21 protein-coding genes are annotated in these 25,950 nt (G+C 44.3%); 10 read left to right on the top strand and 11 right to left on the bottom strand.

Going from position 1 to position 25,950, the window contains the following annotated elements; genetic code table 11:
• Nucleotides 1–47 precede the first annotated feature (47 nt).
• The 4 genes from INT03_RS04025 (at nt 48) to INT03_RS04010 (ending at nt 5,098) form a co-directional block, all read left to right on the top strand.
• Nucleotides 48–2,177: an acetyl/propionyl/methylcrotonyl-CoA carboxylase subunit alpha gene (locus tag INT03_RS04025; protein WP_193007739.1), complete on the top strand. Its 2,130-nt coding sequence runs from the start codon at nt 48–50 to the stop codon at nt 2,175–2,177.
• Nucleotides 2,178–2,236: 59 nt separating this feature from the next.
• Entirely contained in the window at nt 2,237–3,169 is a 933-nt protein-coding gene (locus INT03_RS04020; RefSeq protein ID WP_193007738.1) for a hydroxymethylglutaryl-CoA lyase, read from the top strand.
• A 130-nt stretch (nt 3,170–3,299) separates the two neighbouring features.
• The gene (locus INT03_RS04015) at nt 3,300–4,487 is read left to right on the top strand and encodes an isovaleryl-CoA dehydrogenase (protein ID WP_193007737.1); all 1,188 of its coding nucleotides are present in this window, start codon (nt 3,300–3,302) and stop codon (nt 4,485–4,487) included.
• A 125-nt stretch (nt 4,488–4,612) separates the two neighbouring features.
• On the top strand, nt 4,613–5,098 hold the full coding sequence (locus tag INT03_RS04010) for an energy transducer TonB (RefSeq protein WP_193007736.1): 486 nt from the start codon (nt 4,613–4,615) through the stop codon (nt 5,096–5,098).
• A gap of 97 nt (nt 5,099–5,195) precedes the next feature.
• Here INT03_RS04010 and INT03_RS04005 read toward each other — a convergent pair whose 3' ends face one another.
• Nucleotides 5,196–5,924 carry a pantothenate kinase gene (locus tag INT03_RS04005; protein WP_045453617.1) on the bottom strand — a complete coding sequence of 243 codons (729 nt, stop codon included), beginning with the start codon at nt 5,922–5,924 and terminating at the stop codon, nt 5,196–5,198.
• A gap of 37 nt (nt 5,925–5,961) precedes the next feature.
• On the bottom strand, nt 5,962–6,921 hold the full coding sequence (locus INT03_RS04000) for a biotin--[acetyl-CoA-carboxylase] ligase (RefSeq protein WP_193007735.1): 960 nt from the start codon (nt 6,919–6,921) through the stop codon (nt 5,962–5,964).
• 195 nt (nt 6,922–7,116) lie between these two features.
• Between INT03_RS04000 and INT03_RS03995 the strand changes: the two genes are divergently transcribed.
• Together INT03_RS03995 and INT03_RS03990 are read left to right on the top strand one after the other, a co-directional pair.
• Nucleotides 7,117–7,920, top strand: coding sequence for a sulfite exporter TauE/SafE family protein (locus tag INT03_RS03995; protein WP_193007777.1), 804 nt, complete (start codon nt 7,117–7,119; stop codon nt 7,918–7,920).
• A gap of 44 nt (nt 7,921–7,964) precedes the next feature.
• Nucleotides 7,965–8,486: a hypothetical protein gene (locus INT03_RS03990; protein WP_193007734.1), complete on the top strand. Its 522-nt coding sequence runs from the start codon at nt 7,965–7,967 to the stop codon at nt 8,484–8,486.
• Between the two features lie 13 nt (nt 8,487–8,499).
• On the opposite strand, the gene INT03_RS03985 is transcribed toward INT03_RS03990, so the two are convergent.
• Entirely contained in the window at nt 8,500–8,799 is a 300-nt protein-coding gene (locus INT03_RS03985) for a DUF4298 domain-containing protein (protein ID WP_193007733.1), read from the bottom strand.
• Nucleotides 8,800–8,938: 139 nt separating this feature from the next.
• Here INT03_RS03985 and INT03_RS03980 point away from each other — a divergent pair, with 139 nt between their 5' ends.
• From INT03_RS03980 to ligA, 3 genes are all read left to right on the top strand, one after another.
• Nucleotides 8,939–12,910 (top strand): AAA family ATPase, encoded by a 3,972-nt coding sequence (locus INT03_RS03980; RefSeq protein ID WP_193007732.1) that lies wholly within the window; start codon nt 8,939–8,941, stop codon nt 12,908–12,910.
• A 214-nt stretch (nt 12,911–13,124) separates the two neighbouring features.
• Nucleotides 13,125–14,141, top strand: a complete 1,017-nt coding sequence (locus tag INT03_RS03975) for a cell division protein ZipA C-terminal FtsZ-binding domain-containing protein (RefSeq protein WP_193007731.1) — start codon at nt 13,125–13,127, stop codon at nt 14,139–14,141.
• Between the two features lie 292 nt (nt 14,142–14,433).
• Nucleotides 14,434–16,527, top strand: coding sequence for an NAD-dependent DNA ligase LigA (gene ligA, locus INT03_RS03970; RefSeq protein WP_193007730.1), 2,094 nt, complete (start codon nt 14,434–14,436; stop codon nt 16,525–16,527).
• Between the two features lie 126 nt (nt 16,528–16,653).
• Here ligA and INT03_RS03965 read toward each other — a convergent pair whose 3' ends face one another.
• From INT03_RS03965 to INT03_RS03930, 8 genes are all read right to left on the bottom strand, one after another.
• Nucleotides 16,654–17,709 carry a DUF5677 domain-containing protein gene (locus INT03_RS03965; RefSeq protein ID WP_193007729.1) on the bottom strand — a complete coding sequence of 352 codons (1,056 nt, stop codon included), beginning with the start codon at nt 17,707–17,709 and terminating at the stop codon, nt 16,654–16,656.
• 143 nt (nt 17,710–17,852) lie between these two features.
• Entirely contained in the window at nt 17,853–18,284 is a 432-nt protein-coding gene (locus INT03_RS03960; protein ID WP_193007728.1) for a hypothetical protein, read from the bottom strand.
• Nucleotides 18,285–18,334: 50 nt separating this feature from the next.
• Nucleotides 18,335–18,889: an REP-associated tyrosine transposase gene (locus INT03_RS03955; RefSeq protein WP_193007727.1), complete on the bottom strand. Its 555-nt coding sequence runs from the start codon at nt 18,887–18,889 to the stop codon at nt 18,335–18,337.
• A gap of 62 nt (nt 18,890–18,951) precedes the next feature.
• Nucleotides 18,952–19,515 carry a hypothetical protein gene (locus INT03_RS03950; protein ID WP_226950230.1) on the bottom strand — a complete coding sequence of 188 codons (564 nt, stop codon included), beginning with the start codon at nt 19,513–19,515 and terminating at the stop codon, nt 18,952–18,954.
• A 238-nt stretch (nt 19,516–19,753) separates the two neighbouring features.
• Complete coding sequence (locus tag INT03_RS03945; RefSeq protein ID WP_045443583.1) at nt 19,754–20,167, bottom strand: hypothetical protein; 414 nt, start codon at nt 20,165–20,167, stop codon at nt 19,754–19,756.
• Between the two features lie 335 nt (nt 20,168–20,502).
• The gene (locus tag INT03_RS03940) at nt 20,503–22,962 is read right to left on the bottom strand and encodes a YgiQ family radical SAM protein (protein WP_193007726.1); all 2,460 of its coding nucleotides are present in this window, start codon (nt 22,960–22,962) and stop codon (nt 20,503–20,505) included.
• A gap of 230 nt (nt 22,963–23,192) precedes the next feature.
• Entirely contained in the window at nt 23,193–23,948 is a 756-nt protein-coding gene (locus tag INT03_RS03935; RefSeq protein ID WP_413469114.1) for a hypothetical protein, read from the bottom strand.
• Between the two features lie 142 nt (nt 23,949–24,090).
• The gene (locus tag INT03_RS03930) at nt 24,091–24,558 is read right to left on the bottom strand and encodes an Lrp/AsnC family transcriptional regulator (RefSeq protein ID WP_193007725.1); all 468 of its coding nucleotides are present in this window, start codon (nt 24,556–24,558) and stop codon (nt 24,091–24,093) included.
• 290 nt (nt 24,559–24,848) lie between these two features.
• Between INT03_RS03930 and rarD the strand changes: the two genes are divergently transcribed.
• Complete coding sequence (rarD, locus tag INT03_RS03925; RefSeq protein WP_193007724.1) at nt 24,849–25,871, top strand: EamA family transporter RarD; 1,023 nt, start codon at nt 24,849–24,851, stop codon at nt 25,869–25,871.
• The last annotated feature ends 79 nt before the right edge of the window (nt 25,872–25,950 follow it).

Raw genomic sequence — 25,950 nt, 5'->3', positions numbered from 1 at the left:
TAAGTAGACAAGACCTCAAATAAAAACGATAACACACAGGGATAGTTATGTTTTCTAAAATTCTAATTGCCAACCGTGGTGAAATTGCTTGCCGAGTGGCCGCGACTGCTAAGCGTCTTGGTGTTAGCACCGTCGCTGTTTACTCTGATGCGGATCGCGAAGCCAAGCATGTGGCTGTCTGTGATGAAGCGATCTATTTGGGCGGTTCGGCACCAAAAGACAGCTATCTAAAAGGTGACGCGATTATCGCGATAGCGCTTGAAACTGGTGCTCAAGCAATCCATCCAGGATATGGGTTTTTAAGCGAAAATGCTGACTTTGCGCAAGCTTGTCAGGATGCAGGACTGGTATTTATCGGTCCATCGGCTGATGCTATCCGCGCCATGGGCGGCAAATCTGAATCCAAGCGGTTGATGGAGATAGCAGGCGTACCACTGATACCGGGCTATCATGGTGACAATCAAGACGCAGAATTTCTGCAGCAGCAGGCAGACGCCATTGGCTATCCTGTCTTGATTAAAGCCAGTGCAGGTGGTGGCGGTAAAGGCATGCGTATCGTCGAGCAAAGTAGCGACTTTGTGGATTTATTAGACTCATGTCGCCGTGAAGCCATTACCAGCTTCGTTGATGATAAAGTGTTGGTTGAAAAATACGCCTTAAAACCGCGCCATATCGAAATCCAAGTATTTGGCGATACGCATGGCAACTATGTGCATTTATTTGAGCGTGATTGTTCCGTACAGCGCCGCCACCAAAAAGTATTAGAAGAAGCGCCCGCACCAGGTGTTGACATTGCGATGCGTGAGGCGATGGGAACAGCTGCCATCGAAGCAGCTCGTGCAGTTGATTATGTCGGCGCAGGCACGGTTGAGTTCATCGTTGAGCAGCGTGAAGATTCTATGAATTTTTATTTCATGGAAATGAATACACGCCTGCAGGTTGAGCACCCAGTCAGTGAAGCGATTACTGGTGTCGATTTGGTCGAGTGGCAGCTGTTGGTTGCTGCGGGTCAGCCATTGCCAAAAACGCAAGACGATCTGACTATCAACGGTCATGCTATCGAGGCGCGTATCTGTGCTGAAAACCCTGACAATAACTTCTTGCCAGCGACAGGGACGTTGTTCACGTATCAGAAACCTGAACATAGCACCTTTATGATTGATAAAAATGGTACTGGCGTACGTATCGATGATGGTGTGCGCGAAGGTGATGTGATTAGCCCGTTCTATGACTCTATGATTGCCAAGCTTATCGTGCATGCGCCAACGCGAGAGCAAGCATTAGCCAAGCTCGATCGAGCACTTGCGCAAACGCGTATCGTGGGTTTGCCGAATAATGCGGCATTTTTACGCTATATCTTAAATACAGAGTCTTTTAGCAAAGCCAATCTCGATACGGCATTGATTGAGCACGAGCGTGATGCGATTTTTAATCAGCAGCCTTTAGCTTTATCGACGCTCGTTGTGACCGTCATTACTCGTCAGCTTGCGAGTGAGATTGCAATGCAAGAGTCAGATATTGATCCATTTAGCAAACCTACAGGCTTCCGTGCTTATAGCGATTATACTCGTTCATTTAGCTTGGTTTATGATGAGAGTGCTTATACTGCCCGCATGAGCAACTGGCATAATGCAAGTTGTTCTGATAGTAAAAAAGGCAGTGACAAGTCGAGCAGCTTTACGCTCGCTATCGAAAAAGAAATCGCTAACACGCAGGATAATAGCAATATTAACGTAGCTGCTCAGACCGAAACAGTTTATGAAGGTCAAGTGAGCTATGTTAGCAGTGACGAAAATAATCATACGTTATGGTTAGATGGTGCACGTACTAGTGCGCAAAGCTGGGTGAATAATGAGACGGTCTATGTGTTCACAGACAGTGGTCGTGACGAGATTACGCTTGTTGATATTATGGCACATGTGGGCGAAGAGTCTGCCGCGGTTGGTAGCTTGAAGTCACCAATGCCAGGACAAGTGGTTGCATTCAAAGTAGCTGTTGGCGATACCGTGAAAAAAGGTGAGCCATTAGCTGTCATTGAAGCGATGAAAATTGAGCATACCATTACTGCACCGACGGATGGGGTGGTGGCAGAATTGCTATTTGCAGCCGGTGATTTGGTCGCTGATGGTGATGAGCTATTGCGCATTGATGCTGGCGAAAATACTGAGAGCGAATAGCTGACCAAGCCTAATAAAAAAGTCTCATAAAAAGGCGAATAACAATAAGGACGACAAGCATGAGCCATTCGTATCCAAACCATTCATATCCAAGCCATGTCAGAATCGTTGATGTCAGCCCGCGTGATGGACTACAAAATGAGTCAACGACGGTACCGACTGAGGTTAAGCAAGCGCTTATCAATGATTTGATTGCGGCAGGTGTCAAAAAGCTAGAAGCAACAAGCTTTGTCTCGCCAAAGTGGGTGCCACAGATGGGCGATAATAGCGCGCTGCTTGACGTGCTCGCACCTACGCGGCATACAGAGGTTTGCTATTCAGTCTTAGTACCCAATATGCGCGGTTTTGAAAATGCTATTTTGCACCGTCCTGACGAAATCGTTATTTTTGGCTCAGCTAGCGAGACCTTTAGCCAAAAAAACATCAACTGTAGTATTGATGAGAGTATTGAGCGCTTTGCACCAGTAGCTGCTGCGGCAAAAGCGCAGGGTATCAAAGTACGAGGCGTAATCTCTTGTACGGTTGGCTGTCCTTATGAAGGCGACATTGACCCAAGCCAAGTAGCGTATGTGACTAAGCGTCTGGTAGAGATTGGTTCAGAGCAAATTGGTATTGCCGATACCATTGGTGTTGGTACGCCGCTCAAAGTGCAACGAGCCCTGCAGGCAGCTCTAGAATATACTGATATCTCTATGCTATCGGGTCATTTTCATGACACTTACGGTCAAGCATTGAGCAATACGCTAGCCGCACTACAAATGGGTGTTAGCGAATTTGATACCTCAGTGGCTGGACTGGGCGGCTGTCCTTATGCCAAAGGCGCAACAGGCAATGTCGCGACCGAAGATGTGGTGTATATGCTGCATGGTATGGGTATCAGCACTGGTATCGACTTAGATAAATTAGTCGTGGCAGGCGAGCGTATCAGTGCGTTTTTAAAGCGTCCAAATGGCTCAAATGTGGCACGTGCCATCATCAATAAACGCCATTAATAAACGTCAGTCTTAATTAGTATAGTGGATTGACTGTGACTTCAAAAATGACATTATAAATACAGTTATAGTGGTTTTAAAAAAATATTAAAAATCGAAATTTAAAAACATCAAAACACAAGGAATAGTTATGAGTTTACCTGGATTGAATTTTCAGCTTGGCGAAGATATTGATGCATTACGCGATATGGTACAGCAGTTTGCAACCAATGAAATCGCCCCGCGTGCTGCCGAGATTGACAGTAGTGACGAGTTTCCCATGGATTTATGGCAAAAGATGGGTGATATCGGTCTACATGGCATCACTGTTCCTGAAGAGTACGGTGGCTCTAATATGGGCTATGTCGCACATATGGTCGCGATGGAAGAAATCAGCCGCGCTTCGGCATCGGTAGCGTTGAGCTATGGTGCGCACTCAAACCTATGTATCAACCAAATCAAACGTAACGGTTCTGAAGCACAAAAACACAAGTATTTGCCAAAACTGGTCAGCGGTGAGTTCATCGGTGCCTTGGCAATGAGTGAGACGGGTGCTGGCTCAGACGTCGTTAGCATGAAGCTTAAAGCTGAAGAAAAAGACGGCAGTTACGTGTTAAACGGCACTAAAATGTGGATCACCAATGGCCCTGATGCGGATGTGATGGTGGTCTATGCGAAGACCAATCCTGAGCTAGGCGGCAAAGGCATGACAGCCTTTATCGTTGAAAAAGGTATGGAAGGTTTTGGCACAGCACAAAAGCTGGACAAACTCGGCATGCGTGGTAGCCATACGGGTGAGATGACTTTTAACAATGTGACCGTACCGAGCGAAAACATCTTGGGCGGCCTCAATGAAGGCGTTAAGGTACTGATGAGTGGGCTAGATTATGAGCGTGCTGTATTGGCTGCGGGTCCTATCGGTATCATGCAAGCGGTGATGGACAATGTTGTGCCTTATATCCATGATCGCAAGCAGTTTGGTCAAGCCATCGGCGAGTTCCAGCTTATCCAAGGTAAAGTGGCAGATATGTATACGATACTGCAAGCAGGACGCAGCTTCTTATATACCGTTGGTAAAAATCTCGACATGCTAGATCAGCGCGGTGCTGGTCATAGCCGAGAAGTGCGTAAAGACTGTGCCAGTGTGATTTTATGGTGTGCCGAAAAAGCCACTTGGATGGCAGGCGAAGGCATTCAAATATTTGGCGGTAACGGCTATACCAATGAGTATCCACTTGGTCGCTACTGGCGCGATGCCAAGCTATATGAGATCGGTGCAGGTACCAGTGAAATTCGCCGTATGTTGGTCGGTCGTGAGTTGTTTAATGAGACCAAATAATACTAATAGGTATAAATAATTAGCTAATTTTTATCGAATTATGTTCACTGTAAAACTAAAAACGTGCTACGTTATGTCTTTCATAGCGTGGCACTTTTTAATGACTTAAATAAAAGACTTTTATAATGATTCGTAAACGAAATACCAAGTTCGCTCTTAATCACATAGCTTCCAACAAGACAGCTTCTCATTTTCTTACCAACATAAAATCTATCAGTACTTATGGTCTGTTAACCACTCTGTTTGCATTATTTACGATGACAGCGAGTATGGTGCCTGCACAGGCAGAGCTGGTTGATTTGTCTAATCGTGAACCCGTTACTCAAATTTCTATTAGCAATGCAAATTGGGTGGTAAGACCTATTTTGAGAATCGAATCTCATTGTATAAACACTATGAGTACCGGCGATAAGCTCACTCTCTTGTTATATGGATCGATTGATAAACAAGGCAAAATTACTAGAGTACAATTCAAAAAAAGCAGCGGTAATCAATGCTTGGATGAGAATGCTATTCGACAGGTAAGAAGCGGCCGAATGAAACCAGTCATGGTTAAAGGAAAAGCCGTAATGGCAAGTTTTAGCTTACCTATCATTTTTACAGTGCCATAGGTAGTAATAGAGAAGTTAGACGTGTTTAAACCAAAAAAGCAGTACGCCTAAAACGTACTGCTTTTTTATTAATCATTTTATAAGGTTCATAAAATGATTACGACTGTTTGGTATGATCAAAATATCGTGCCAGACCATTCAACAATAAGTCATCACGCAAACGTACTGGTCGATTAACATGCTGAGAAATAATAGCTGCATCACCACCCGTCATGATGACTTCAAAGTTGGGATGGCGATGGCTAATCTCATTGATGGCACCGACGATAGAGAGCAAGATACCGCGATGTACCGCATCTTGTGTGGTCATGCCTTGACCCACACTATCAAAGGTGCCATTGGAGATGGTGATTTGCTTAGTGCCCGAAAACAGTGACTCACGTTGCAGATAAATACTGGGGAAAATATAACCGCCCAAATGCTCAGCATGATCAATCAAGTCAATGGTCACCGCAGTACCGCAGCCAATCACGCATTGACGTTTTTTCTTATCCACGGCGCCGAGCATCTGTAGCCAACGATCACAGCCAAGCTGTTCGTCATTATAAGCACTCTTCATCAAAGCATGCGCGGCATCGACATGGACAAACTCAAACGGAATATTCAGACGACCTAACGTCTCTGACACTTTAACATTCAAATCGTCGCCCAGCACCGATGAGATACCAATAAAATCAGGCGCATAACGCTCGAAGCGATCGGTCAAACCCATCAGTAGTTCGGCAGGCGCTTGCAAATGTTGCTTGGCATCATGCGCGACTATTTGTCCGATATCATCGGTGAGCCAGTATTTTAGACGGGTGTTGCCAAGATCTAACCAGAGCATAAAAATCCCTTTATATCGTGCCCATTGGGTCTTTGATTTAAGCCTTATCAATAACGTCGATGCGTCCGGTAAAAAGCGCAGAAATCTTACCGCTATCTTGACGCAATTGCAAACATCCATGTGTATCAAGACCACAAGCATAACCTGTGATGCTATCTGTTTTACCGTTATGCTCTTGAGTAACGTGCAAGCGTAATCCTGCCAATGCGTCCATCGAATCAAACTGTTTTAAAAAGCTGTCCAAATTATAGCTTTGACCAGTGGGCTTCTCTAATCCTAGATGCTCAAAGCGTGTCATCGCGGCTAGCAGCGCTTTACTCATTTGTTGGTAAAGTATTTTTAGGCTTGGCAGACTCACAATATCTGTCTCTGGTTTTAGCCTCTCATAAATATCCTGTAGGCTAATCGCCTGATAACTCATGCCTTCAGAGGTCTTCGCAGTGAGTTTGGGCGTTGCCTGTACATTAAGTCCTACGCCCATCACCACGCCGACCAATTTGCCCGTTTGGGTAACAGGTTCTATTAAAATACCCGCAAGTTTATTAAAAGGTAGGGTCTGTGCTGCCAGTTTGGGCCCATTTGACACTGAGTCAGATGGCAGTTGATAAAAGCCCAAATCATTTGCCCATTTTACCCCAATTGGCGTCAATCCTTGCGCGTGCAATTGCTCATTTAATATTTGAATAACGGGCATTTTTGCCAGTTCAACGCCGATAATCAGCGACAGTAGACCGCTAATCGGCAGATGAACAGGGTGATATAACGACAGATAGACATTGCCGCGCGGTGATTGCCACGAGCGCCCGTGCTGCCCACGACCTGCACTTTGGGTTTCAGCGGTCAGTAGATGCATCTGCGCAGCATTTAACGTGCCATGTTGTACATCTGCTATTAGCTCGCTATTGGTAGAGGCACTGCTGACAAGGTGGCGATGGTTCAGCTGTGGTAAATGATGAAGCTCTAATGAGTCGTCAGAAAAATTGGAAAATGGCGGCATAAGTTTCGTCGATGTGGTTAATATAGCGTGGATAATCTTTGTTATACTGGGCGATTGTCATGAGATTGTCACGATTAGACAGTATCAAATAAACAGCATAAAGGTCGGATTATGATTTAGCAAATGCGATAGGCAAGTGATTATAAAACTAAAGAATTTTTATAAAAATAAGTGTGATAAAAGGCTGATTCGATGATGTTATATGTGTGGTTTGTGATTGCAGGGGCATTTGCGGGTGTCAGTGCAGGTCTATTTGGCGTTGGCGGCGGCATGATTATCGTACCAGCATTGGTATGGATTTTTACCGCTTATGATTTTTCACCAGAAGTGGTGACCCATTTGGCGATTGGTACGTCACTGGCGACCATCGTTGTGACCTCGATCAGCTCAATGACTGCGCACAATAAGCGTGGCGGCGTGCGCTGGGAAGTATGGCGCAAAATGGCACTCGGCTTGGTCATCGGTAGTTTGGTGGGAGCTGGTATTGCCGATATGATTGACGGTAAAGTATTGCAAGCCATCATCGGTATCGGCGCGTTATTGGTTGCTTTAAAAATGCTGTTTTTGTCCAATAAAGAGCAGCTGGGTAAACCGCTACCGTCAACTGGCGTACAGTTTAGCGCGGGTACAGGGATTGGCATGGCGTCGTCTATTTTTGGTATTGGCGGTGGCAGCTTAACCGTACCGTTTTTAAATTGGGCGGGGTTACCGATGAAGCAGTCGGTCGGCACATCTGCCGCTTGTGGCTTACCGATTGCATTGGCTGGCGCGGCAGGGTTTGCATGGTTCGGGCAAGATGTTGTCAATCTGCCTGAGGGCACGATAGGCTTTGTGCATATCACGGGATTTTTATGTATTTCTGTCGCTAGCTTTGCGATGGCAAAAGTCGGTGCCAAGCTTGCGCACCAGTTGCCTGCGCTAACGCTTAAGCGTGCCTTTGGGGTGTTGTTATTGTTTGCAGGCGGGCAGCTGTTGTTAAGCGGGATTGGAATTCTCTAGAAATTTATACTCTAACTTAGGCAGTGTTTTTAGGAAGGTGATGAATGGATGTAGTATTAGTGAGTCTTCTAAGTGTTGCTTTAGGGGGAGCAATTTCATTTGCAACGAGTTCTATATTAAATTGGCAAAACCACAAGCGTGATCTTCTAAAGTTAGGACTAGAATATAAAAAAGAAATACAAGTATTTAAACGAGAGAAATATGAGCAGTTGATTATCAAATTATATAAATTAACCTATATGGTTCACGAGGGTATCTACTTTCGCTCTAGAGGTGAAAGTTTAATCGTTCCCATAGAGACGTTTATGATGTTGATGACAGAAGTAGAAACATTGATTATGTTGCACTTCCCATTATTAGAGGAGGACTATGAAAAGTTCTCTAAGCAACTGATCGACTTATACACTGAACTATATGCTGGTAGTTTTGAGCAATGTGAGATCATTAAACAGGCATTTGATAGAGAGGCTGACAAACTATTAAAGGTTATCAAACAATATGCTAATGAATATACACAAATAGCCACTCCTCAGAAGTATCTTTATTTATTTACTATCTTTTATTAATTTTAAAGAAATCCTATTTTTTATCAATCGCATCCAGCCCCAAACGCATCCATTTTCTTGCTAGCTCATCATGGTCGCTGAGCATACTCCACAGCGCATCTTCACTAAAGATAGAGTATTCATCACATGAATACTCAATTGGCAGATCCGCTTCACGATCTGCCATCCATTGCGGGTCTAGGTAGTAATTTTTCAACTCATTTTGCAATGCTTCAGCTTGCAAAAACTGCTGCTGCGCCTCAAGCTGTTGACGATGCAGCTCGCACCATTGCTCATATTTTTGCTGTAGTTCTTGCGGATTATAGTTAGGCATTTTTATACTCTTATTTTTTGATAGTTATATGAATAATTATTATTTTAAGCCATATTATAGCATCTGTCACAAACCCTAAAAATTTAACACAATTTGAGGTAGAATAGCCGCCTGTTTTCGCCATATTTACTGATCCTTCATGCGCCTAAAATCTCTAAAGCTGGCAGGCTTTAAATCCTTTGCCAATCCTACGACTTTTACCTTTCGTCATGGTATCACCGCCATCGTTGGGCCGAACGGCTGTGGCAAATCCAACGTCATTGATGCCATTCGTTGGGTGCTGGGCGAGACCTCTGCCAAGCAGCTGCGTGGCGGGGCGATGAGTGATGTTATCTTTGCGGGTACGCAAGATAAAGCCGCCAAAAGTGTCGCTAGCGTTGAGCTAACCTTTGAGCATACGCAAGATGAGCAAAACGGTATTCGCCATGAATTTAATCTGTATCAAGAACTGTCCGTTCGTCGTCAGGTAAATAAGGAAGGTCGCTCGGATTATTTTATCAATGGTACGCGCTGTCGTCGCCGTGATGTGGTCGATGTATTCTTGGGTACGGGACTTGGCGCACGTAGCTATGCGGTGATTGAGCAAGGTATGATTGGGCGTATCGTTGAGTCTAGCCCGATGCAGCTGCGTGAGTTTATCGAAGAGGCAGCAGGGGTGTCGCGCTATCAAGCACGCCGTGAAGAAACGCAAAAGAAGTTAGAGAAAACTAGAGATAATTTGGCACGTCTGCATGATATGCAAAGTGAGCTGGTCAGCCAACAAAAGCGTCTGTCTAAGCAAGCTGCCAGTGCTGAGCGTTATGAGGAGCTGGCATTAGCGCTTGCTGATATCAAGCAGCAGCTTGCCATTCAGCAGCTCTATCAAGCCAAGCATACTCAGCAGCAGCAAAAAATAGCGCATGAGCGCAGCGCCACTGAAGTATCAACTTTACAAGCCAACTATGACACCCTAAAAGCCAAGCAAGATAAACTTGCCGCGCATATCAATCAAGAGCAGTGGCTAAAAGACGATGCGCAAAGCAACCATTATCAACAGCAGCTAAGCTATCAACAAGCAGAGCATCAATTAGGTGATGCCAAGTCACAGCTGACCGCTATTGAGCAACAGCTTGCCAGCTTGGATCAACAGCGTGAGCAAGCAGTCGATGAGATTGAGCGCTTAAAAGCTGAGCAAGCCGAGCAGCAGACTGTGCTAGAAGCATTGCGTCCGAAGCTTATTGAATTAACGAATAAACGCGATTCGCATAAACGCAACGAGCAGCCATTACAGCGCGCCTACCATGACACGCAAAACCAGCTATCACGCTTGCAGGATGAAGCTCGCTCGCTAGAACAGCAGCAAGCGATTAATAGCCAAGCACAAAAACGTTATCAGCAAAATAATGAAAAATGGCAACGTCGTCATACAAACTGGCAGCATTTATGGCAGCAACTAAAACAGTCGCTATCAACATCTAGCAATAATAAGGGCTCTGATGCACAAGCGCCAACGGATGCACAAAACCTACAGCAGACGTTAGCGGCGCAAGTTGCTGAGCTAAACAAACAATTGCATCAGATTGAACGCCAACAAGACAGCGTCGATGAGCGACTGTCTGAGCTACAACCGCAAGCGCAGGATTTACAGCAGCAATTGCACACGCAGCAGCGTGAGCTTAGCGAGAGTGAGAAGCGCCACGCCGTATTGGCAGGTGAGTACGATACCCTGCATCAAATATTGCATCCTAAGCCGGCATCAAAATCGCAACAGTCTGCTGATGCAAAAACTGCTGATGTTAAAAGTGATTTAGAAAGCAAAATAGTCAGCGACTATAGCCAATTGACCATTACCACCTTGCGTGATCAGATTGAGTTAAGCGCGAAAGGTCAGCAGCATGCCAAGCTACTCGATAGTGTGTTGGCATTATGGTTAGACAGCCATGTGCTGGTTTCTAACCAAACTTATCAACCAAATGTTAATAACGTGAGCGCTGACTCCGAGCAAACGCATAGCTTATGGCAGGTGCTTGAGCATGAGTTAAAAGATTTATTTGTTTATCAAAATGCGCAAACCAATACAGTGGAAAAGTCATCAATTAAAATAGAAACGGGTCATAGTTTATGGCTATCCGCTAAGAAAAATGAGGTAAATACAAAGCCACTGGTTAGCGAATTGCCTGAGAGTTTGATTGATAAAATACTGCCTTTATCACAGCTGATTAGCGCACCGAACTTAGCGCTTTGGCGGCAGTGCTATTTATATATTGCACAGCCTGAGACAGATAATAAACAAACGTTAGAAGCGCTTGCTAAGATTTTAAAAGTATTGCCCTCGTCAGCTATTTTACTAACGACTGACGGCTGGCTTATCAGTCGTCAGGGTACGATGAATCTCAGTAAATTTGCTGGTGCGCAAGATGGACAAAATGGTAGCAATAACAGCAACAGTCAATTTTTAACCCAGCGTTTGCAGCAGCGCAGCCGTTTGCAAGCGTTAGAAGCGTTGCTCGATGATTTTGAAACAAAGATACAAGACCAGCAAAAGGCGATTGCTAATAACCAGCGTAACTATGATGCAATGACTGTCAGCTTAGAAGAAACACGCGCGCAAGCTGAGCAATTAACCCGCGATAAGCATCAGTATCAGCAAAAGCTCACTACTCAGCGCGCTAACGCTGAACGTTTGCAAGCGGACAGCCACCGCCTCAATGCTGATAAAGCAGCCCTTGAGCAAGAGCAACAGGAGCTGGTGCAGGAACAACAATCGCTCAATCATGAGCAGCAAGATATCCAAAACAAAATAGCAGCGCTAACGCCACAAATCGCCGATGCTCGTGCGGCAACTCAGCAATTACAAGCAGAGCGCAGTGAGCTAAGTCGTAATCGCCAAGCAGATGATGACGCTTGGCAAGCCTTGCAACTTCGTATTCAACAAAGCGAGATGCGTTTAGAACATAGTGTCAGTAGTCTTGCTCGGGCAAGTGCGCAATTTGAAAAGTCGCTACAAAGCGAGCAAAATCTAAAGACGCGTCATGAGCAGCAGCAAAATACACTGCCAGCACTGCAAGCCGAATTGCAGACGGCACAAACAGCGTGCGATGCGCAGCAGGCTGTATTAACAGGGCGAGAAACCGCATTAACGGTGCTCAAGCAAGAATACAATCAGCAGCAAGTAGAGCTAGATAGCTTACAAAACACACTGCAAACCCAGCAAAGCGCGCTTGCCCATCACTCGACCGAGTTGGCATTAAGCGCTGCAAAATTAGAGGATGCTAGTAGCCATACGCAAGAAGCGCTAGATGCTTATTATAAGGTGAGTCATAAATATAAAGCACAATCGGACATAGCGCAGCACCCACAGCATCAGCAACAAGTGATGAGCGTCTCAAACTTATTAGCAGATTTTATCGCTCATGATCGCCGTGTGCGCCCAGATAAAATCGCTGATCTTGAGTCTGAGCGCGAGCAGCTTGAGCAGCAGCTAAGCAAAATTGGCGCAGTCAACTTGGCAGCCGTTGCAGAGTTGGCAGAGGTTAATGAACGCTTAGAGCCACTCGCGCAGCAGACAGCCGATATTGCTGCCAGTATGCAGACGTTAACGGAGGCGATTGCCTCAATTGATGAGACCACCAAGACGCTATTTATGCAGACGCTCGATGCCGTCAATATTGAGCTTGCCAATTTATTTGCCAAAGTGTTTGGTGGCGGGCAAGCCAGTTTAACGCTCAATACGGATGATATGCCTGTTAATGCACCAAAATCAGAACAGTGGCGGGCAGGGCTAACCTTGATGGCGCAACCAAAGGGCAAACGTAATAGCCGTCTCGCTGTGCTGTCAGGCGGCGAGAAGACGCTTACTGCACTGAGTTTGATTTTTGCGATATTTAAGCAGCATCCTGCGCCATTTTGTGTGCTAGATGAAGTTGATGCGCCGCTTGATGATGCCAACGTCGCCCGCTTTACCAGTCTCATTCATGAATTAGCAGACGATTTGCAGTTTATCTTTATCAGCCATAATAAATTGACGATGCAGATTGCCGATGAGTTAAAAGGCGTTACCATGCCAAGCGCGGGCATTTCTACTTTGGTCAGCGTCTCACTTGATGAGGCGGCACGTTACCTTTCTGACTAAGAGCAGCGCTAAATAGCAAAAATAATTGATAACTGGCAGCAATTGTCAGTGGTATAGTTAGAAATGATGTGCCAATATTACAACGTCACGCAAGTGTGTCAGCCTCACGGTAAACGATGACTATATGGTGACGATATTCATTAGCCATGCTAGACTATTGCCATTTATTCCCTCTTATGTATTCCCTTTTGTCATATATTAGGATGTATCTCTTATGACCGCTATTCAGTTTATATTGATTGCCATTGCCGCATTTATCATGCTTGCAGGGCTATTTATGGTCATTCGTAGCTTTAAGCGCCGCAGCAATGCTGAAGCGGTAGCGGTCAATTATGATAAAAACGGTATTCCTATCATACCGCGCCATGAACGCAATATCGTCGATCAGCCAGACTTGGATGATACAGTCGCTGGCGAAACAAGTATCGCCCCTGATCGCAGTTATCTAAATGCGGTGGTCGAAGACGAGCCTTTGACCCAATCTCATACCCATGTTGATACGCAGCTGACAGCTGGGCATGCGGATGTTAATGACAGCGATACTGACACAATAGATGATGCTGACTATGTGCGCTGGCAAGCAGAGCAGCAGCGTGCTGACAACAGCGAGTTTGCAGAAGCCGCTGAGCAGATGCATATCGAGCAAGAGCCTGATGCATTTTCTAGCTTGATGTCGGCAACTGACAGCTTGATGCCCTCTATTGATACTGCAGACGAGCCAAGCTTCGATAATAACAGTCCGATACTCGATCAGCATCTCTCAGAGCCAGTGGATGAAGCGCAAAACGGTCCACTCATCAATGCCAAAGACAACATTAATATCACTATCTTGCCGCATCAATATCGCGACCGTCCAGCCGCGATTATCCGTGGTCGTGATTTATTGGCATTAATTGATAAGTATGGTCTGCGCTATGGCGCTATGAACATGTTCCATCGTTATGAGCAAAAAGACGGTACGGGCATGCTATGGTTTAGCATGATGGGTATCACTGATAGTGGCATCGCGCCTTTTGATCCGCATAGCGTGGCGACCAATACCTATAATGGCGTGGTAGTATTCTTATCGCTGCCGCATCCACAAGCACTGCGTAGCTTCGATAGTATGATGAGCATCGCTTATATGATGGCAAGTGATTTGGACGCCATTATGCTCGATGAAGAGAACGAACCAATCACTCCTGAATACAAGCAGCAATTGCGTAACCAAGTTCGTGATTATGAAGGTTAGTTTTAATGTATTAATACAGGTTGATTAATAAAAGCTGATTCATATTAGCAGTATTCTAAAAGGCAAATAGCGCTTGACGTTATTTGCCTTTTTTAATGGGCTTTGGTTTCTGCAAAATGCTAGAGTCAGTTCAAGATAATTTAGATACAAGGAAGGTGAGTGAAAGTACTACACATAGTAGACTGAGCGAGCCTGACACAGTATCTAATTTATATAGGATCGACTATATCCGAGCATCCTACAAACTTGTTATCATATCGGCATCTTGAATTGCAAAGAAAAGACGCCGACTATGACTGACCCTATCTCACCACTTACCTCTAAAGACATTAATAAAGACATCAATACTACTAACCCTATAAAAAATGATGATGCTATCGTCACCCAGATGCGCACGTTTATCGATGCGCTTAAGCAGCACAATTATGCCTACTATGTGCTTGATAATCCTATTTTAGAAGACAGCGAATACGATCAGTTGCGTCGCTCTTTATTGGCGCTTGAAGAACAATATCCGGATTTGGTGCAGCCAGATAGCCCGATTAACCAAGTTGGCGACATGCCGCTATCGGCTTTTACCCAAGTCACTCATGATATTCCCATGCTCTCGCTTGGCAATGTCTTTGATTATGATGAATTACATGGCTTTATGCGCCGCGTGAATGATCGCCTCAACGATGCACAGCAAAACCCTGAATACGAGATGGAGCTAAAGCTCGATGGCTTGGCGGTGTCACTCAAATACGCTCATGGCAAGTTTGTCCAAGCGGTCACGCGCGGTGATGGGCAAACGGGCGAGGACATCACCCAAAATGCCAAAACCATTCGCAATTTGCCACTTTGGCTCGCGGCTGCAAGCGAGATTCCATTATTGGAAGTGCGCGGTGAAGTGCTGATGCCGAAAGCGGGTTTTGAGCGTTTGAATCGCCTTGCTGAAGAAAAGGGCGACAAAACTTTTGCCAATCCACGCAATGCCGCTGCTGGAAGTTTACGTCAGCTAGATCCCGCCATTGCTGCTAGCCGTCCGCTCGCATTTTACTGTTATTCAGTCAATCAAGGTTTACCTGAGCATATCAAAACCCAATCAGCAGCGCTTGCATGGCTAAAGACCATTGGCTTTACTGTCAGTGCGGTGGAAGTAGTGCAAAATCCACGCGAGGCTCAAGCCTATTATGAATATATGATTGAAGCGCGTAACGAGCTGCCGTTTGAGATTGATGGCATGGTCATCAAGGTCAATAGCTTAGCGTTGCAGCAGCAGCTTGGGTTTTTATCGCGTGAGCCGCGCTGGGCGACCGCTTATAAATTCCCTGCCGAAACTGTCATGACACGCTTGCATGCTATCGAGTGGCAAGTCGGACGCACGGGCGCGATTACGCCTGTTGGCAAATTAGAACCTGTAAAAGTCGGCGGCGTCACAGTTAGCAATGTCACCTTGCATAACTTTGGCGAGATTCAGCGCTTGGATGTGCGCGCAGGCGATATGGTCAGCGTCCACCGTGCAGGCGATGTGATTCCTAAAGTGACCCGTGTTTGGACAGATCAGCGTCCAGAAAATTCTGAACCCGTTACATTGCCATCGACCTGCCCAGTATGCGACTCGCCTGTGGTATTACCTAAAGATGAAGCGTTGGCGCGTTGCACTGGTGGGCTGTTTTGTCCCGCGCAGCAGGTCGAGGCGCTCATCCACTTTGTCTCGCGTCGGGCAATGGATATCGATGGCTTAGGCGCAAGTTGGTTGATTAGCTTTTTTGAGCATGGCTTGGTGAAGACAGTCGCTGATATCTATCAGTTGCACAATCATCAAGACGAGCTGATTACGCTTGAGAAACTGGGCGAAAAGTCGGTACAAAACATCCTCAGTGCTATCGAAGCCAGTAAGCATACGACACTCGCGCGCTTTATCTATGCGCTGGGTATTCGCGGTGTCGGTGAGACGACGGCGCAGAATTTGGCGCAGCAATTTGGCGACCTTGATGTATTAATGGCTGCTGATATCGACAAACTATTGCAGACGCCTGACGTCGGCGCGATCACTGCTGAGCTTGCTTATAAATTCTTCCGCGCACCGCATAATATCGAAGTGATCACGGCATTGCGAGAAGCTGGCGTGCACTGGGATAAGGTTGAAAAGGTAGCGTCAGAAGGATTGCCACTCGATGGGCAAACATGGGTCATCACCGGTGCGCTCGATAGCATGGCGCGTGATGAAGCCAAAGCCAAGCTGCAAGCACTGGGTGCCAAAGTCTCAGGCAGTATCTCGGCAAAAACGACTGCGCTACTGGCAGGTGAAAAGGCTGGCTCTAAGATGGCTAAAGCTGAAAAACTGGGCGTTAAAGTAGTGGGTGAGGAAGAGTTTTTAGCGTTGGTTGGGGAGAACAGTTAAAACAAAGCATTGCTTTGTTAGGTTCGCAAGAGAAAACTCCTTAAAGGTAATTTTCTAAATGTATTTGAGTTAGCGCAGGGTAGTACGCCCGGCGCTTCCTGCTATCCTTTAATAAATTTTGAATTCTTAGCGAAGTGGCTGTTGACTTTCAATCTCTAAAAATAACTCACCGATGTTAGAACCTAATTCTTTAATTACATACTGTGTAATTAAAGAATCCATGTTTGAATAAATTGTAAGTAAGCCAACTGAAATCTGTGAGAGAGATAAGACTGTTAAGTCAGCAGGATCAGTCATTCCGGAGTTGCTTGCTCCTGCCAGTAGAACGTCTTCTTTTGCTTCAGCTAAGCCAAGTTTATTTCTAATTCCATGTACGTTTGCATGTATATTTTGGCTAGCCCACTTATAATATGGGCGAAGGTGGTCAAGCTTAACGGCTTCTTCTAAATTAGAAAAATTAGGTCTTTTATTATTTAATACGTCTGCCGCCCATCCATAGCTCCCTTCAAAGTCTTGCCCGTATTTATTAATTGCTTTATCACGAGCTACCTTACATTCTATTAGCTCTTTTTCAGAAAACTCTTTAATGCTTAGCCTTGATTTATATTTATTATACTGCTTCATAGCTTTATAAGATTCTATCGCTTCATGCTCATAATAACGAATAGAAAGCTCATTTCCATGATTAAGCAAAAACAGAGCTGTAACTGCTACTTCATGTAATGCACGCCATCTTGCATGAGCAGCGTCGGCAAAACCTCCTTTGAGAAGCCAAAGTATCTCCGATGAAATATGACAGGCTCGAGCGTGTAAGCGAACTACAAGATCAAACTGTATGTTTCGCTCTTGAACTGCATGCTCTCTATGAGTGTTATTGAACTCTTCTCCTGCTTCGGTACAAACAATAATCAAAATTTCTAAAGCATTGAAACCTCTTTCCCATCTCTCGGTATTCCTATTTATGAACCCCTTCTGATAATCTCTAACTAATTTTAGCTGCTCTTCAGACCTTTCTTTTAATGAAGAAACAATATTATCAGCTATTTCCGGTATAGTTTCATAGATAAAATCCGAAGCAGTAGAATCCAAAAAATCTTTTATTTTCTCTTCTGATAAAATGTTCTTAGCTTTTTCAGAGGCTTCCTGTAATATCTTCTCAAATATTTTTTGGTAGGTATCCATAAATCACTCTTAGTTAATGATACTGATTTATATAAACTATCATATTTATTACTGACTTAAATTAGCCGAATCATGCGTACTAGGTGCAATCTACAACTGATCTGTTTTCTAAATATTCCAATCAATGATAAATAAATCGTACGTTACGAAGACACAAACAAATAATCATAGGCTTCATCCAATACCGACAGCATTTCTGCCGTCTTCATCTTTATTACTTTTACTGACCAATAGTGTTCATCAAAATATTTGGGTTGTTTAGGTGACTTATCGGCATTGAAAAACCTTTCATACTCTTTGAAATCCTCAGGATAATCGTCTAGATTTTTAGGATTGCGACTTATATGAATGATGACCAGCTTGGTTTCGTCTTTATGATTTATAATAAACGGATACCACCCCTTGTCCCCATAGTCATGGGGCTCTATATCCCAGAGATAATCTACAAAATTTTCAAAATCAAAATAGCTATCATCGTATAGGCTTTCTTCGTATTCTTCGTATTCTTCGTATTCTTCGATCTTAGCTGGTGTGTACAACGTCGGTTGAAGACCTAATCTTATTCGCTCTTCCACTTTCCACTCAGAAAAGTTAGCGTAGGGTGCGCCCAGCGCACTTAGAAAAATTACTCTAATTTATCTGAAAAACTCTCTGAAAAACCAATAGAATCATTACCCCAGTCTTCCGCATAAACATATCGCCTCACATAAAGATGAAAGCTCGAATATGGCCAGTCTCCTACCTTTTGAACTAACCCATGCTTAACAGGATTATAGTGCAAGTAATCCATATGTCTCATGAAATCTGTTTCGTCCTTTATTTCATGTTCATAAAATCGACGTTGCCAAATACCTCTTTCGCTTCTTTTAATTTTTGAACGGCTTAACACATCTATTGGTAAATGATATTGCGGACAAGCTTGGGTGGTTAATCGTTTTATCTGCGACCAACGCATACTATAATTAGCATCGTCAGTAGGCATTTTCCAAATACAGTGTAGATGGTCGGGCATTTGTACCCATGCAATGATTTTAAAAGGATATTGTTGTTGAACTTGTTTGATGCTTTTTTTAAAGGCTTTTAAGAAGTCATCTTCACACAGTATTTTTCTTCGATCGTATGACACCAAAGTAAAAAAGTAGGTAGCACCTTTCGTGTATGAACGAATGTATTGTGACATTTATATTTACCGTATGAATTTTAATACTCTATCGGTGCGCAGGGCGCACCCTACAAATTAAATTACTCTACCATTTCTCCATGCGCCTTCGCTTTACTTTTCTTACCATCAGGCTTGATTTCAATTGGTAATACCAATCCTTTCGCAAAGTCATCAGACAGCACGTAATCATAGCTACTGGCAGCGATATCAGGCGTAGTATGAATAATGAGTTTCATCTCATTGCCATCGGTTAGCTCATGCGAGACATAGCTTTCACTCAGCTGATCCAAGGCTTTAGACAGTGCCTCATTACTTGCCATGCTCACCGTTAGATTATGCTGAGCCGTCGCATTATCTACCTTGAAATACTCTGCATAGTCGCGTACGTTTTGGCTATCAAGTGCAAACGGATATTGATAATTGGCAGGGTCAGCGGGCTTCTCACCGCTCGCCATGACTGACCAGTCGATAGTCTTAGTGGCTGTCGTTGATGAGTCTGCGGTCGCCACCACTGGCTCAGAAGCTTGAGCGGCAGTTTCAGCATTGTTGTCGCAGCCTGCCAGTGCCCACATGCTGGCAGTAGCGATGATCATCATATTTATTAGGCGCTTAGCCATCGACGTATCCTCAGTATTATTAATCATAGACAATATCCTATCAGCGCTATTTTGACAGGTTTCTTGCTGCTTCTCTAGACAAAAGCAGCAAACCGTTCATTCTAACCAATGCTTAACCTGAATCTGTGGTTTTGATGTCAGTTTTTATACAGATATTCAATGCAATATTGTTCAATCAAAACGCAAAAAAACAGCCATCCTATGATGACTGTTTTTTATAAGTAGCTAGTTTTTTAGAACTGTCAGACTGTTTATAGCTAGCTAACTAGATTTGGCAGTTTACTTGATATTCTTTACCGTTTGCCCATTTGATGGCAAAAATACCTTTGTCGCCTTTCATGTGCCATGCATAGACAGCTTCTGGGTTTGACTCATTAACGTAGCTTGCGGTATCACCTTGTACATCACCATTTAAGATGATTGGTTGCTCAGCCCATTTTACTTTAGGCAAGGTCGCATTGAGCATCACTTGTTTTTTATTGATAGATTGTTTAGCCATGATGGTGCTGTCGTCAGTACAGGTATAAGGTGCTGGTGCCATACGATCATAAGCGGCATCGGTGACGCTTTCTGATGCAGGCGTGTTTGATGCATTTGGCGTAGTAGGAGCCGTGGTTGCACAAGCACTTAATAGGGCAAGGGTAGGTAGGGCAACAGCAAATTTAGTTAGGGTGTTCATGGCATTCTCCAAAGATATAAAAATCATAATGTATTTATTTTTAATAATGCGTTAAGCATATAGCGCATATGGTAACGAAAACAGCGCTTGAAGAATGTTAGAAATTGTTTGTTACGTGTTCATTAAGTTACTTAATCACTGACTAATGTAACGCATTATTTGGCGCGTTTTGATTGGTATTTAAGCTTTGATTATGAATTTATTAAAAATAAGCCGCTTCAAATAAAAAAGCGCCTATCGATCTTTTGACCGATAGACGCTTTTTTGATGAGCTTAAATAAGTGTTCGTCACTCATTTAAGCATCTGCATTTAGCAATGATATACAGAGCTTTAGCTACTTGGTTTTACGCGGTGGCAGACCCGTATGCTGGGTTTGGAAATTGCCTTTGCTCACGCGCTTTTTGGTGTTTTTACTGACCGTGATTTGACCCGCAGCGCCTTTAGCGGATGCGCCATTGGTTGACGAATTATTATTACGCTTCACCGAGTCATTACCTAGGCGGCTGTTCTTTTTACGCGCTGATTGATAGCTATCTTGTGCCGCATCGCGCCCTTCTAAACTGGCGTTGAACGGCGGGATTAAGCAGCCACGATTTTTACCAATCAAATCGCCACGACCCATATCTTGCAGAGCTTTACGCAATAATACCCAGTTTTTTGGATCGTGATAACGTAAGAACGCTTTATGCAATTTGCGCTGCTTACCAGATTTGACGATATCCATGTCACCTTCATCACGGCTGATCTTATGCAGTGGATCTTTATGCGTATGATACATGGTGGTCGCTGTCGCCATCGGGCTTGGATAAAACGCTTGCACTTGGTCAGCGCGGTAGCCGTGGCTTTTTAGCCACAGCGCAAGGTTCATCATATCCTCATCTTTCGTGCCCGGATGCGCGGCGATAAAGTAAGGAATGAGATATTGCTCTTTGCCCGCTTCTTGGCTGTACTGCTCAAACATGGCTTTGAATTTATCATAGCTGCCCATGCCCGGCTTCATCATTTTAGATAAGACGTTTTCTTCTGAATGCTCAGGTGCAATTTTTAGATAACCACCGACATGATGGCTGACCAATTCTTTGACGTATTCTGGGTCTTTCACCGCTAAGTCATAACGCAAGCCAGAGGCGATAAGAATCTTTTTCACGCCTTTGATATCACGGGCTTTGCGATATAGTTTGGTCAAATTACTGTGATCGGTAATTAGGTTTTCGCAGACGTCAGGATAGACACAAGACGGCTTACGGCAATTCTTTTCAATGGTCTCGTCTTTACAGCTCAGACGATACATATTGGCCGTTGGCCCGCCAAGGTCAGAGATAACGCCAGTGTAGTTAGGTGCGGTATCACGAATGGCTTCGACTTCTCGTAGGATAGATTCTTCCGAGCGGTTTTGGATAATGCGTCCTTCGTGCTCAGTGATTGAGCAAAAAGTACAACCACCAAAACAGCCGCGCATGATATTGACTGAGAATTTAATCATGTCATAAGCAGGGATGCGTGCATCGCCATAGCTTGGATGCGGCAAACGTGCGTACGGCAAGTCAAACACATAATCCATCTCTTCGGTCGAGAGGGGAATCGGTGGCGGATTGAGCCAAACGTCAATCGAGGTATGCGAGTTACCAGCGCCGCTACTATGACGTTGCACGAGGGCACGGGCATTACCTGGATTGGTCTCAAGATGTAAGATACGGCTGGCATGAGCGTATAACACAGGGTCAGATTTGACGTGCTCATAATCAGGCAGACGAATGACCGTCTTTTCACGTGGTGGCATTTTTATTTTATGCTTACGCGCCGTCATTGGCTTGTCAAAACCACGCATTTGCACCACTTGCGTTTCTTCGTCAACTTGCTCAGCATTTAGAATTTTATTGGCAACTGGTTCAGACACAAAGCCCGGATACTGTGAAGCCATTCCTGAGAGCGCTTGCCCAACCGGTGAATCGCTGGGTTTTTCTTGCTCGATTGAGCATTGATCCACGTCTTCGGTCATCACATACGGATTGATAATCGGGTCAACACGGCCAACGGTATCGACGTCATTACTAGCGACTTCAGTCATATCGTCTTGCCAATGGCGGCGCGTTGGCGTCAATAGATATGAGGTACCGCGCAATTTGCTCATTTGCTCAAAGCTATAGCCTTTAGACAGACCATGTACCACATCGACGATGGCGCGCTCAGCATTACCGTACAATAAAACATCGGCACGGGCATCCATCAAGATACTACGGCGGACTTTATCCGACCAGTAATCATAATGAGCGATACGGCGTAGACTGCCTTCGATACCGCCTAGGATAATTGGCACATCAGGATAGGCTTCGCGGCAGCGCTGGCTATAGACGATAGCGGCGCGGTCAGGGCGTTTATTTGCCACGTTGCCCGGCGAGTACGCATCATCGCTACGAATCTTGCGATCGGCGGTATAACGGTTGATCATGCTGTCCATGTTGCCTGCGGTCACGCCGTAAGCATAGACAGGTTTGCCCAATTCCATAAACGCGTCTTTGCTCTTCCAATCTGGCTGAGCAATGATACCCACACGAAAGCCTTGTGACTCTAGTAAACGACCGATAATCGCCATACCAAAGCTTGGATGATCGACATAAGCATCGCCTGAAATGATGATGACATCACAGGCATCCCAGCCCAAATCGTCCATCTCTTTGCGGCTCATTGGCAAATAAGGCGCTGGCTCGTAGCAGCTTGCCCAATGTTTGTCGTAGTCGTAAAGTGGTTTGGTGCCTTGTTTAAAGGCGGTGCGGGCGATGGTATCGGCAGACATGAGCGGACCTGTTAATTAGAAAAATGGCACTAAAAAAAGCCGTTATTCATTAAAAATATTAACGGCTCATTTAAAAGCGCTCATTTTAACATGAATTGTCTTCATGATGTCATAAACGATGACAAAGGATTGACGATAAGTTATTGATAGTTTAAGTAATCTATGAATAAAAAGGCTTTTAGGAACTAAGCGCATCTTTATTCCAAATCATCGTTTATAGTAAGGATTTACTACTCTAATAACTGAAATGGGAAAGTAACTACGTCAAAAGCTAAGGCAAAAGGCAATAAAACCAGCTTCTGAGCTGTATTTGCGCCACTACGAGACACTTGATTTTGCTGACTTTGGGTATAAAAGCTCACCGTATAAGGCTTAGTTAAAGGGCGATAATTGGATTGGATTAAGCTGAGATTACTCACTTGCGGATAAATAGCGCCTTTGACGGGAACGCTAAAGCAAAAGCGCTGAGCATTGATACGCTGGTCACTGGCTGAGGTGCATTCTTTGCCATTATTCTGTAAAAAAAATTGATAGTCAGAACGTTTAAATTCATCTTTTAGTTTGGCATAAGACAGTTTCATTTCACCCTGGAAGTAGCCGTCGTTATTGGGCACATAAAAGTTCATCTCATTATCGACTTGGATATTTTTTGGTGTCAAATTGGTCAGTAAATTCACCATCTCTGTCCCACCTTGGGTCAGCACATAGCTGTTCTTTTCGCCAACGATAACCATCGTCGCATTTGGCATTTTGGGTAATGCTTGTGCAGGGCGACCAAAAGCCACGATTTGATCTTCTGACAACACACTTTTAGTTGTCGTTGTGTTGACTCGATTGTCACTGTCTAATAATGAGCTAGTGGCACAGCCAGAGCTGGCGAGCAATGCCGCAAGCGATGCACTGGCCATCACTGTTTTAAAGCTTAATCCTTTTAGTACTGGATTATTACTTTCTTCTTTTCTAATGGTACAAGTGTTTTTAGTCATGGTAAGGCTTCCTTGTCTACTAGGCGATGGACTACTGGTGCGGCATCTATTATTTACTGCCAAACTTTCGTTGATATCGTACCTTGTTTGACCGCGACTTATCTACTTTTAATTAAACAGCCAAGCAGTTTTCATAATCAAATTAATCGAGCAAAATCTTTGTCCCACTTTTAGTAAAGTTCATCACAAATTGGCTTTTAAAGTTGCGCACATTATTCTCATAGGTGAGCAAACCAGTCGTGAATCGATGGTAATCGCTCATATTTTTGGCATTAACCATCAACATAAAATCCGCATCACCTGACACCTCATAACAGCTCATCACTTGTGGCTGCGCATTCATCAAGCGCTCAAACCGATGTTGCATCGAGGTATTTGAGCGCGCCATCTCTATCATCACCACCGCGGTCAGTCCATAACCCACCTTGTTTGGGTCAACGATAGCAACTTGCTTGGTAATGACGCCATTGCTGATTAATGCTTGGATGCGGCGCTGAGCCGTCGCAATAGACACATGCACTTGTTCTGCCACGGTTTTTAATGGCATGGTCGCATCATCCTGTAATAAATTTAAAATCGCTTTATCGATATCATCTAAAACTTGGCTCATGGTGTTCTCTCTTTTAGAAAGCGTTTCATTCACTGGATTTTTTATAATTATTATCACTATAAGTCAAAATTTAAGAAAATATTTATTTTTAAGGGTTCTAAAAGCTAAATTTGTTCATAAACAGATTTTTATAGAAATAATATATCAACGACACTCAGTAAAATAGGTGCTATTAATCAAGGTTTAACAATCAAAACTTAGCAATTAAAGCCTAGCAACTAAAGCTTAACCATAACAAGTAAAAGCTCACAGCTGGTTTTCTAATATCTATGTAAACTTACGGTGCTTTTATGTCTACTTCAATGCTCTCTACTGTCTTCGCAAATACGCTCGCAACGACTGTCTCGCGCTTGCCATTGCCAGCGATTTGGACGGCGGGTAGCGCACAGCAACGCACATTAATATTAGGCGTCATACTAGCAATCTTGTCGAATTTATTATTTGGCGTACTTTATGCTTACAGCAGCTTTTTGGCGCCATTGTCAGGTACGCAAGTCTTTATATGGCGTATGCTAGCGATGTGGGCGGCATTGGTGGGATATTTGCTGATCAGTGGGCGCTTAGGTTTTCACATCGATAAACTCAAAGCGCTAGGCACAGTTAAGCAGTGGGCATGGTTGCTATTGCCGACACCGATATTCTTAAGCCAGTTTTGGTTATTTATGTGGGCACCCGTGAATGGGCAGGGCGTACAAACCGCGATGGGTTATTTTTTATTTCCGCTTATGATGGTGGTGTTTGGTTGCGTACTATTTGGCGAAAAATTAAGCCGTCTGCAATGGTTGGCTGTTGCATTTGCCGCATTAGGGGTCGGCAGTGAAATTATCCGTACGCAAAGTGTCTCTTGGGCAACGCTTTGGGTCTGCGGCACGTACCCGCTATATTATATTTTACGCCGCATGCAAGGGATTGGCGCGGTGACTGGATTATTGGTTGATTTAACGATATTCGCACCATTTGCTGTGGCTTACTTATTGCTGTTTGCGCCGAGCAGTTTAAGCTTAGTGAGCGGTTCTGGCTTTTTTATCCTGATGCTGGCAGGACTCGGCGTCATGAGCGTATTAGCCATGAAAACCAATGTCGATGCCAGTCAGATGCTACCAGTCAATGTCTATGGCATGATGAGCTATTTGGAGCCTGCTTTATTATTCATATTGGCAATCACCGTATTAGGCAACCCGTTTGAATCGGCGATGATTTATAGCTATGGTTTGATTTGGCTCGGTATTGTCTGTCTGATTATGCACGGTATACGTCAATTACGCAGTACTCATAAACAATCGCAAACAACAAAGATTGCGCCAGCTATTTGAAAATTAATAAGTAACCTTAATTCAACAAATAAAAACGGACGATTCAACACTATGCTGAATCGTCCGTTTTTTGAAGATT

The organism is Psychrobacter sp. PG1 (assembly GCF_014897815.1).
Taxonomy (GTDB): domain Bacteria; phylum Pseudomonadota; class Gammaproteobacteria; order Pseudomonadales; family Moraxellaceae; genus Psychrobacter.
This window is presented reverse-complemented; position numbering and strand designations above follow the sequence as displayed.

What these genes read in the sequence shown, in the direction of transcription:
- INT03_RS04025 (WP_193007739.1), top strand. Translation starts at nt 48, where the DNA reads ATGTTTTCTAAAATTCTAATTGCCAACCGTGGTGAAATTGCTTGCCGA.
- INT03_RS03930 (WP_193007725.1), bottom strand. Translation starts at nt 24,558, where the DNA reads ATGAGCCAAGTTTTAGATGATATCGATAAAGCGATTTTAAATTTATTA.
- INT03_RS03990 (WP_193007734.1), top strand. Translation starts at nt 7,965, where the DNA reads ATGGATGTAGTATTAGTGAGTCTTCTAAGTGTTGCTTTAGGGGGAGCA.
- INT03_RS04005 (WP_045453617.1), bottom strand. Translation starts at nt 5,924, where the DNA reads ATGCTCTGGTTAGATCTTGGCAACACCCGTCTAAAATACTGGCTCACC.
- INT03_RS04010 (WP_193007736.1), top strand. Translation starts at nt 4,613, where the DNA reads ATGATTCGTAAACGAAATACCAAGTTCGCTCTTAATCACATAGCTTCC.
- INT03_RS04000 (WP_193007735.1), bottom strand. Translation starts at nt 6,921, where the DNA reads ATGCCGCCATTTTCCAATTTTTCTGACGACTCATTAGAGCTTCATCAT.
- INT03_RS03950 (WP_226950230.1), bottom strand. Translation starts at nt 19,515, where the DNA reads ATGATTAATAATACTGAGGATACGTCGATGGCTAAGCGCCTAATAAAT.
- INT03_RS03945 (WP_045443583.1), bottom strand. Translation starts at nt 20,167, where the DNA reads ATGAACACCCTAACTAAATTTGCTGTTGCCCTACCTACCCTTGCCCTA.
- ligA (WP_193007730.1), top strand. Translation starts at nt 14,434, where the DNA reads ATGACTGACCCTATCTCACCACTTACCTCTAAAGACATTAATAAAGAC.
- INT03_RS03985 (WP_193007733.1), bottom strand. Translation starts at nt 8,799, where the DNA reads ATGCCTAACTATAATCCGCAAGAACTACAGCAAAAATATGAGCAATGG.
- INT03_RS04020 (WP_193007738.1), top strand. Translation starts at nt 2,237, where the DNA reads ATGAGCCATTCGTATCCAAACCATTCATATCCAAGCCATGTCAGAATC.
- INT03_RS03935 (WP_413469114.1), bottom strand. Translation starts at nt 23,948, where the DNA reads ATGACTAAAAACACTTGTACCATTAGAAAAGAAGAAAGTAATAATCCA.
- INT03_RS03995 (WP_193007777.1), top strand. Translation starts at nt 7,117, where the DNA reads ATGTTATATGTGTGGTTTGTGATTGCAGGGGCATTTGCGGGTGTCAGT.
- rarD (WP_193007724.1), top strand. Translation starts at nt 24,849, where the DNA reads ATGTCTACTTCAATGCTCTCTACTGTCTTCGCAAATACGCTCGCAACG.
- INT03_RS04015 (WP_193007737.1), top strand. Translation starts at nt 3,300, where the DNA reads ATGAGTTTACCTGGATTGAATTTTCAGCTTGGCGAAGATATTGATGCA.
- INT03_RS03940 (WP_193007726.1), bottom strand. Translation starts at nt 22,962, where the DNA reads ATGTCTGCCGATACCATCGCCCGCACCGCCTTTAAACAAGGCACCAAA.
- INT03_RS03980 (WP_193007732.1), top strand. Translation starts at nt 8,939, where the DNA reads ATGCGCCTAAAATCTCTAAAGCTGGCAGGCTTTAAATCCTTTGCCAAT.
- INT03_RS03975 (WP_193007731.1), top strand. Translation starts at nt 13,125, where the DNA reads ATGACCGCTATTCAGTTTATATTGATTGCCATTGCCGCATTTATCATG.
- INT03_RS03965 (WP_193007729.1), bottom strand. Translation starts at nt 17,709, where the DNA reads ATGGATACCTACCAAAAAATATTTGAGAAGATATTACAGGAAGCCTCT.
- INT03_RS03955 (WP_193007727.1), bottom strand. Translation starts at nt 18,889, where the DNA reads ATGTCACAATACATTCGTTCATACACGAAAGGTGCTACCTACTTTTTT.